Annotated in this window: 6 protein-coding genes, 1 tRNA gene, 1 other RNA gene and 1 pseudogene; 4 read left to right on the top strand and 5 right to left on the bottom strand. The window is 71.7% G+C overall.

What is annotated here, in order from left to right; translation table 11 throughout:
* On the bottom strand, window positions 1-1,360 hold a 1,360-nt coding region (locus PV350_RS42380), incomplete at its 3' end, for a DNA polymerase III subunit gamma and tau (protein ID WP_500338717.1).
* Window positions 1,361-1,471: 111 nt separating this feature from the next.
* An RNA gene (ffs, locus tag PV350_RS42375) (signal recognition particle sRNA small type) lies at window positions 1,472-1,568 on the bottom strand.
* Between the two features lie 72 nt (window positions 1,569-1,640).
* On the opposite strand from ffs, the gene PV350_RS42370 reads away from it, so the two are divergent.
* Window positions 1,641-1,728, top strand: a tRNA-Ser gene (locus tag PV350_RS42370).
* A gap of 79 nt (window positions 1,729-1,807) precedes the next feature.
* On the opposite strand, the pseudogene PV350_RS42365 reads toward PV350_RS42370, so the two are convergent.
* From PV350_RS42365 to PV350_RS42355, 3 genes and pseudogenes are all read right to left on the bottom strand, one after another.
* Window positions 1,808-2,718 (bottom strand): annotated as a pseudogene (locus PV350_RS42365) (tyrosine-type recombinase/integrase); the annotation flags it as partial.
* 579 nt (window positions 2,719-3,297) lie between these two features.
* Complete coding sequence (locus PV350_RS42360) at window positions 3,298-3,534, bottom strand: hypothetical protein (protein WP_500338716.1); 237 nt, start codon at window positions 3,532-3,534, stop codon at window positions 3,298-3,300.
* Window positions 3,535-4,443: 909 nt separating this feature from the next.
* Window positions 4,444-5,292 carry an alpha/beta fold hydrolase gene (locus PV350_RS42355; protein WP_500338715.1) on the bottom strand — a complete coding sequence of 283 codons (849 nt, stop codon included), beginning with the start codon at window positions 5,290-5,292 and terminating at the stop codon, window positions 4,444-4,446.
* Window positions 5,293-5,492: 200 nt separating this feature from the next.
* Here PV350_RS42355 and PV350_RS42350 point away from each other — a divergent pair, with 200 nt between their 5' ends.
* The 3 genes from PV350_RS42350 to PV350_RS42340 all read left to right on the top strand — a co-directional run bounded on the left by PV350_RS42350 (window position 5,493) and on the right by PV350_RS42340 (window position 7,249).
* A complete protein-coding gene (locus tag PV350_RS42350) occupies window positions 5,493-5,996 on the top strand; it encodes a MarR family winged helix-turn-helix transcriptional regulator (RefSeq protein ID WP_499513031.1) in 504 nt (167 codons plus the stop codon).
* Between the two features lie 133 nt (window positions 5,997-6,129).
* Window positions 6,130-6,681 (top strand): SigE family RNA polymerase sigma factor, encoded by a 552-nt coding sequence (locus tag PV350_RS42345; RefSeq protein WP_499513030.1) that lies wholly within the window; start codon window positions 6,130-6,132, stop codon window positions 6,679-6,681.
* Window positions 6,674-7,249 carry a hypothetical protein gene (locus PV350_RS42340; protein WP_499513029.1) on the top strand — a complete coding sequence of 192 codons (576 nt, stop codon included), beginning with the start codon at window positions 6,674-6,676 and terminating at the stop codon, window positions 7,247-7,249. The genes PV350_RS42345 and PV350_RS42340 overlap by 8 nt, the downstream gene beginning before the upstream one ends.
* Window positions 7,250-7,501 lie beyond the last annotated feature (252 nt).

Here is a 7,501-nt window from a genome sequence, read left to right as displayed (position 1 = left end):
GGGCGGCCGTCGGGGCCGGGGCCGGTGTGGATGTGGGTGCGGGTGCGGGTGCGGGTGTGGCGGCGGGTGCGGCTTCGGCGGGCCGGACCGGTCCGCCCATCGCCGCGCGCGCCGCGGCGGGGCCGCCGCCGGGCGGGAGCGGCTCGCCGAACTCCACGACCGGGGCCGCCGGGCCGCCCGCGGGGGCCCCGAAACCACCGGCGGAGGCGCGGCGTTCCAGCCGGTCCAGGCGGGCCTGCAGCGACCGCTCGTCGTCGTAGGCCGCCGGCAGCAGCACGCGGGCGCAGATCAACTCCAGCTGCAGACGCGGCGAGGTCGCCCCGCGCATCTCCGTGAGCCCGCTGCTGACCAGGTCCGCGGCACGGCTGAGCTCCGCCGCCCCGAACACCCCGGCCTGGGCCCGCATCCGCTCCACGACGTCGGCGGGGGCGTCGATCAGCCCCTTCTCCAACGCGTCCGGCACCGCCGCGAGGATCACCAGGTCCCGCAGCCGCTCCAGCAGGTCGGCCACGAAGCGCCGCGGGTCGTGCCCGCCCTCGATCACGCGGTCCACGACCTCGAACGCCGCCGCGCCGTCCCCGGCGGCGAAGGCGTCCACGACGTCGTCCAGCAGCGCGGCGTCGGTGTAGCCGAGCAGCGAGGTCGCCATGGCGTACGTCACACCGGCCTCGCCCGCACCGGCGAGCAACTGGTCCATCACGGACATCGAGTCACGCACCGAGCCGGCCCCGGACCGGACCACCAGCGGGTACACCCCGGCCTCGACCGGGATCGCCTCCCGCTCGCAGACCTCCGCCAGGTAGTCGCGCAGCGTGCCGGGCGGCACCAGCCGGAACGGGTAGTGGTGGGTGCGCGACCGGATGGTGCCGATGACCTTCTCGGGCTCGGTGGTCGCGAAGATGAACTTCAGGTGCTCCGGGGGCTCCTCGACCACCTTCAGCAGGGCGTTGAAGCCCGCCGAGGTGACCATGTGCGCCTCGTCGATGATGTAGATCTTGTAGCGGCTGCTCGCCGGCCCGAAGAAGGCCTTCTCCCGCAGGTCGCGGGCGTCGTCCACGCCGCCGTGCGAGGCCGCGTCGATCTCGATCACGTCGATCGACCCCGGGCCGTTGCGGGCCAGGTCGCGGCACGACTGGCACTCCCCGCACGGCGTCGGCGTCGGGCCCTTCTCGCAGTTCAGGCAGCGCGCCAGGATGCGGGCGCTGGTCGTCTTGCCGCAGCCGCGCGGCCCGCTGAACAGGTACGCGTGGTTGACCCGGTTGTTCCGCAGCGCCTGCTGCAGCGGGTCCGTGACGTGCTCCTGCCCGATGACCTCGGCGAAGGACTCGGGACGATAGCGGCGGTACAGAGCGAGGGACACGCCTACGACGATATCGGCCCCCACCGACACCCGGGCCCCGCGCGTGTGACGGCCCCCACACCGGCGGCCCCCGCGGCCGCCCCGGGCCGCGTTCCCACAGGCCCGCGGGCAGCAAAAGACCCCTCACGCACCCGCCAGAGCCCACCTACCCTTGCTGCCTTCCGGCCCTGGGGGAGTTCAGCGAGATAGCGCCACGTGAGGGGCTACGCCCACCCTACCTGATCGGATCACCCGGGAACGAGTTCGCGAGCACTCCCTCCGGTCTAGTAATGTTTGCCGCGGAGGATTCGCCTAGAGGCCTAGGGCGCACGCTTGGAAAGCGTGTTGGGGGCAACCCCTCACGAGTTCGAATCTCGTATCCTCCGCCAGTGCCTCACCGGGCACGTTGTCGAAGGGCCCCACCGGTCGCGGTGGGGCCCTTCGACGTTCTCCGTCTCGGTTTCCGTCTCAGTTGGTATCCGGCGAGCTCCACAGCGCGTCGCCGACCTGGCGAGCCACGTTCTTCAGCACCGGTCCGGTCACGTGCATGTACCGCGAGCGCATCCGGGCCGAGCCGCCCGGTTCCCAGCCCATGATCGCGTCCACGACGACATCGGGGACTCCGAGCAGAAGGAGGACCGTCGCCGCGGTGTGGCGAGCGTCGTGCAGCCGGCCGTCCCGTACCCCCGCGAGCTGAAGCAGCTCCTTCCAGTGGTGGTAGCCGTGTTCGGCACCAGTGGCGAGCCGTCAGGCTGCGCGAAGACGTACCCCGTGCCCTGCCAAGCGTCGCCGGCAGCGATCCTTTCGCGCTCCTGCTCTTCCAGGTGGCGACGGAGCAGCTTGATCAGCGGGTCCGGCAGGCCGATGGTGCGGCGGCCGGCCCGGGACCTGGTCGACTCGTACTCGCGGCGTACCTGCTCGCGCTGGGGGCAGTACCCGGCTTTCCTGCCACAGTCGCCGCCGCAGCCGTGTGCGTACTTCGAGCGAAGGCGGTTCTTGCGGGTGCGGAGGTATCCGGTCTCCAGGTCGATGTCCTCCCAGTGCAGACCCAGGGCCTCTCCCTGTCGCAGCCCGAGGGCGAGCTGGATCACCCACCGGGCGCTGTTGCGTCGCTTCGATGCCTGCAAGAGCAGGCTCTGAATCTCCTCGATCGTGTACGGCTCGATCTCTTCTTCTTCGAGGCGAGGTGCCTTTGCGATCTCTGCGGCGTTCGTAGGGACGTGCCCGCGGCGCAGGGCCTCCCCGAGAGCCGTACGCATGGTGCGGTGGGCGTGGTGTGCCGTACCGGCGGCGCTGCCGTTGGCCTGCATCTTCCGGTAGAAGCGCTCCAGGTGCTCCGGCTCCAGCCGGTCCAGGCGGTGCGCTCCCAGGCCGGTCACCGCCATTGGTCTCTCCGGGAAGTACAGAAGGCTGACGACGATGGTCAGCGATGTCGGCCCAGCCAAGGTGAGGATGGCCGTAAGTACCGGGGCAGCCGCAGGGTCAAGCATCAGGTGAAGCCACACTGTAGCCATCAACCGAGACAGGACAACGGGTGCTATGACCAGGCCTGTTACAGATTTCTCTACCTCATCAAGGCGGCTCGCTCCGCTCGCCGCGCGCGGCCCCGGCTCGCCGCCGGGCCCGACGCTCTTGTCTCTGCCCCGCTCCGGGCCCGGCTACGCCGGCCGCGCAGTTGTAGCGACCACACCCGAGCGGTGGACGGTAGCCCGCGGTGGCTGGGCCCGGTCGGCTCCACGGTTTTAGGCTGGAGCTGCCATGGGGCGAGAGATCGGGGCCCGTACGCTGGTCGCGAATCGGGCAGGCTCTGGACCCAAAACCGCTCCCGCCGACCTCATCGGGCCCGTGTGCGATCGTCACGTTGAGCCGTCAGCCGAGGGGGAACGCTCGCGAGGGAGCGCCCCGCAACGCGTGGCTGCGGGGCGCCGATCCACTTTCACAACGGGCCCTAGTGGGGGTTAGTCGACCGTCTGCCCGTCGTACATACCGCCCCTGCAGGTCGGGAGCACGGGCGTCGACCGATCGATCGTTCCGCCGCCGTCCGTGCACTCACCCGGGGTGACGCTGGCCGGGGTGACGCTGGCCGGGGTGACGCCGCCGGCGGTGGCGGCGGTGGCGGTGGCGGCGCCTGTGAGGCCGAGTCCGGCGAGGGCTGCCGTGGCGAAGACTGCGGCGAGGATTCGTCGAATGCGCATTTGGTTCGCCTTTCACAGATTGCCTCGGTTGGGGCACTAGCCAGCTTGATCTTCACCCATATGAGTGGCACGTCATGTTGGGCCATTCGGGTGACAGTGTTGTCGGGTGCGGGGTCGGTGACGCGACCCGTCAGAGCGGATGGAAGCCCGTGCCAGATCCGTGCCAGAAAGAGCGGATCCCAGCGGTCAAGAGCAGTCAAGCGCGACGCCTCGCGATTAATCACCAGAGGCCGTTTGCGCTGGTCAGCGTCAACCCCCTCCGTGACGGCCCGGTGATTCCCAAGCTCAGAGCGCCCGCGGTAGCCTGCCTCCTCAAGACAACGCAAGAAGGAATCTTGGCAGGGTCCATCGAACCCGGTCTGAAAGCCGCCCTCGTAGAGTTGCGAAGGGTGAAACGGCTCAGGCCAGCCGAAGGCGACAGCGACGCATACGCCGAGTGGCGAGAGCAGATAGCTGCAGCGTTGGAGTCGCTGGCCGGCGTCCTACCCTTTGAAGCTGATCGGCGTGGGGCCATCGCTGAAGCAGCGGCAGCCCGCCAGCAAGCCGCCAGCATCCGAGGCCGCCCTCCACTCCAGACGGCAGCCCGTCTCAGTTTCCGTCTCATTCATCGGCGTCCAAGCCCGTTCACCTGAGGACCACATCAGGGATGAACCGCTACGCCGAACCAGGCTGAACGGTGGTGGACTGCCACGGTCGGCCCGCTCACATACACCAACAGACTTGGAAAGCGTGTTGGTGGCAACCCCTCACGAGTTCGAATCTCGTATCCTCCGCCAGTGCCTCACCGGGCACCTTGTCGAAGGGCCCCACCGGTCGCGGTGGGGCCCTTCGACGTTCCTCGGTGTCCGGGGCGTCCACGCCGATCGCCGCAAGACCCCGTCAGGCCTTCGAGGGCGTAGGCGGGGTGGGTCAGCGGACGGTGGAGCGGGCGGCCTGCTCGATGATGCGGGTCACCGCGCCGGGGCGGGAGACCGAGACGGCGTGGGAGGCCTTGACCTCGACGGTGTGGGCGTGGGCCCGCTCGGCCATGAAGCGCTGGGCGGCGAGGGTGATGTTCTTGTCCTGGGTGGTGACCAGGTCCCAGGACGGGATGGTCCGCCAGGCGGCGCCCGCGGCCTTCTCGTCGAAGACCGACGCGGCCACGGGGCGCTGGGTGGCGGCCATCTGCTCGGCGACGGACTTCGGCACGTCGGCGGCGAACTGGGCGCGGAACTTGTCGGCCTTGATGTACAGATCGGTGCCGGTGCCGCCGCCGGGGAGCGGGAAGGGCACGGCGTTGAGGGTCTCGCCGAGGGTGCCGCCGGGGAACCTGTCGGAGATCTGCGTGACGGTCTCGTTCTTGTCCGGGGCGAAGGCGGCTATGTAGACCAGCGCCTTGACGTTGGGGGAGTCGGCCGCGGCCTCGGTGATCACCGAACCGCCGTAGGAGTGGCCGACGAGCACGACCGGGCCCTTCACGCTCTTCAGGAAGCTGTGTACGTACGCCGAGTCGCTCGCCAGGCCGCGCAGCGGATTGGCCGGGGCCACGACCGGGTAGCCCGCGTGCTTCAGGCGCGACACCACGCCGTTCCAGCTGGAGGAGTCCGCGAACGCGCCGTGCACCAGGACGACCGTGGGCTTCTTCTCCTGCGGGCGGTGCGCGGCCTTGGCGGCGTTGGCCGGGGCCGTGGCCGCCAGCGTGAGGGCCGCGACGCCGGCGGCGGCGCCCAGGACGGCGACGGTCTTGCGGGTGGGGCGGAGGACGGTCTTGAGGTTCACGGTGGCTCCTTGGCGTACGGCGCCCGGCTGGCACGCCGGACAGGCGGTCGGTCCGGGGCGTCCGCTCCGGGCGATGACGAGAAATCTAGCGTCCACTTAACTTGTGCGCAAGCCAATCGGGGACGAGTTACTGGCCCGCACGGAAGGTGCGACAATGTGCGCCGGGAGAACCACCGACGACCAAGGAGGGGGAGGGAATCGTGAACGACGACACCCGCGCACCCGGGAACGGCGACACCGCGGAACCCTCGCTGCTGCTGGACGACCACTTCTGCTTCACGCTGTACGCGGCCTCGCGCGCGGTCACCGGCGTCTACCGGCCGCTGCTGGACGCGGCGGGCCTGACCTACCCCCAGTACCTGGTCATGGTCGTGCTCTGGGAGCACGGCACCGTGTCCGTCAAGGAGCTGGTGGCCGCCCTGCACCTGGACTACGGGACGCTCACGCCGCTGATCAAGCGCCTGGAGTCGCACGGCCTGCTCGAGCGGCAGCGCCGGGCGGACGACGAGCGGGTGGTGGAGGTGGCGCTGACCCCGGAGGGGACCGCGCTGCGGGAGCGGATCCGCACCGTGCCGCTGGCGATCGGGGAGGCCATGGGGCTGGCCCGGGAGGAGATCGGGACCGCACAGGACCTGCTGCGCCGGCTGACGGCCAACGTGGACCGGCACACCACGGGCGCCGGGCCCGCCGCGACGACGCCGTAGCCGCCGTAGCCGCCGTAGCCGCCGTAGCCGCCGTAGCCGCCGCTTGAGCGTGGTCGCCCCGGGCAACAGAATGGTCCCGCGGCGTTGATCACGTGTGTGCCCGGACGCACGGCGTCCGGCCGGGGGATGAGGTATGGGACTGCCGGAGGACCCTCCGGGGCGCGTGATGGGGGAGCGTGAGTTCGACGCCTTCTACGGCGCGAGCGTGGGCCGCCTCATCGGCCAGCTGTACGCGATGACGGGCGACCTCGCGGAGTCGCAGGACGTGGTGCAGGAGGCGTTCGCCCGGGCCTGGGAGCACCGGGCCGAACTCGATCTGCACGGCGCGCCCGAGGCCTGGGTGCGCACGGTGGCGTGGCGCCTGGCCGTCAGCCGCTGGCGACGCGTGCGCACAGCGCTGGCGCTGGCCCGCCGGCAGGGCCCGCCCCCGGTCGTGCCGGCGCCGGAACCGCACCACGTGGTGCTGGTAGAGGCCTTGCGGCAGCTGCCGGAGGGGCAGCGGCGGGCCGTCGTCCTGCACCATCTGTGCGATCTGCCGGTGGAGCAGGTGGCCGCCGAGACCGGCTCCCCGGTCGGCACCGTCAAGGTGCACCTCAGCCGCGGGCGGGCGACGCTCGCGCGGTTGCTGGCGCACACGGAACTGGACCCCGGGGCGGGCCGACTTCCGGAGGGGAAGCATGGCTGACGGGACCGAGCTGGGCAGGCTCCTCACCGAACTCGCCGAGTCCGGCCGTGGGCGGGCCGTACCGGCGGCCGCGCACCAGGTACGGGCCCGCGGCGAAGAGCGCCGCCGCCGCGCGCGGACGGTACGGGCGTCCGTCGTGGCCGTGCTCGCCTGCGCGCTGCTGGGCGGCGGCCTCGCGCTGGCCGGGACCGCCCGGGGGCCGCAGCCGGCGGCGGTCACCCCGTCGCCGCCGCCCTCCCGCTTCGTCCCCCCGGCCCCCGCGCCGGGCGAGGAGTACGCCGGCGAACTGGGCTACGTCCACGAGGCGGTGGCCCAGGGCGACAGCGTGCGGGTCACCGTGCGGCAGCTCCGGGCGGTCGCGGGCGGGCGGCCGACGCCCACCGGCGTGGTGCACACGCTGACCCTGCCGAGCACGACGCTGGTGGAGACGCGCCGGCTGTCGGGCGGGCAGCCCGCGGACCGTCAACTGGGCGAGCTGGTCGGCCGGCTGGCCGGGGGGCCGCGGTGGATGTTCGAGATCGACTACGACGGCGAGGGGCGGGTGGCGTCCCTGCGGGAGGCCGGTTAGCGCGGCGGGGAGTTGTTACCGGTCCATGACATTCCCGGTGTAACCCGCGCGGCGGTCCGGTGCGTAGAGCCTGTGCACGCCGCCCGTACCCGACCCGATGGGACCCACCGTGTTCTCTCCGTTCTCCCCGCACCGCCGCGCCGCCACCGGGCTCGCCGCCCTCGCCCTCGCTGCCCTCGCCCTCAGCGCCTGTTCCGGGGAGGGGAAGGGCGACGGGGACACCGGCCGTACCGACGTGGCCGCCTCGTCCCC

The sequence above is a fragment of the Streptomyces sp. PA03-6a genome, assembly GCF_033792765.1.
In the GTDB taxonomy this organism is placed as follows: domain Bacteria; phylum Actinomycetota; class Actinomycetes; order Streptomycetales; family Streptomycetaceae; genus Actinacidiphila.
The sequence above is the reverse complement of the archived record's forward strand: the minus strand, read 5'-3'. Positions and strand labels throughout refer to the sequence as shown.

Bases quoted from the DNA above. Each gene is read 5' to 3' on its own strand.
- PV350_RS42345 (WP_499513030.1), top strand. From the start codon at position 6,130: ATGGGACTGCCGGAGGACCCTCCGGGGCGCGTGATGGGGGAGCGTGAG.
- PV350_RS42360 (WP_500338716.1), bottom strand. From the start codon at position 3,534: ATGCGCATTCGACGAATCCTCGCCGCAGTCTTCGCCACGGCAGCCCTC.
- PV350_RS42340 (WP_499513029.1), top strand. From the start codon at position 6,674: ATGGCTGACGGGACCGAGCTGGGCAGGCTCCTCACCGAACTCGCCGAG.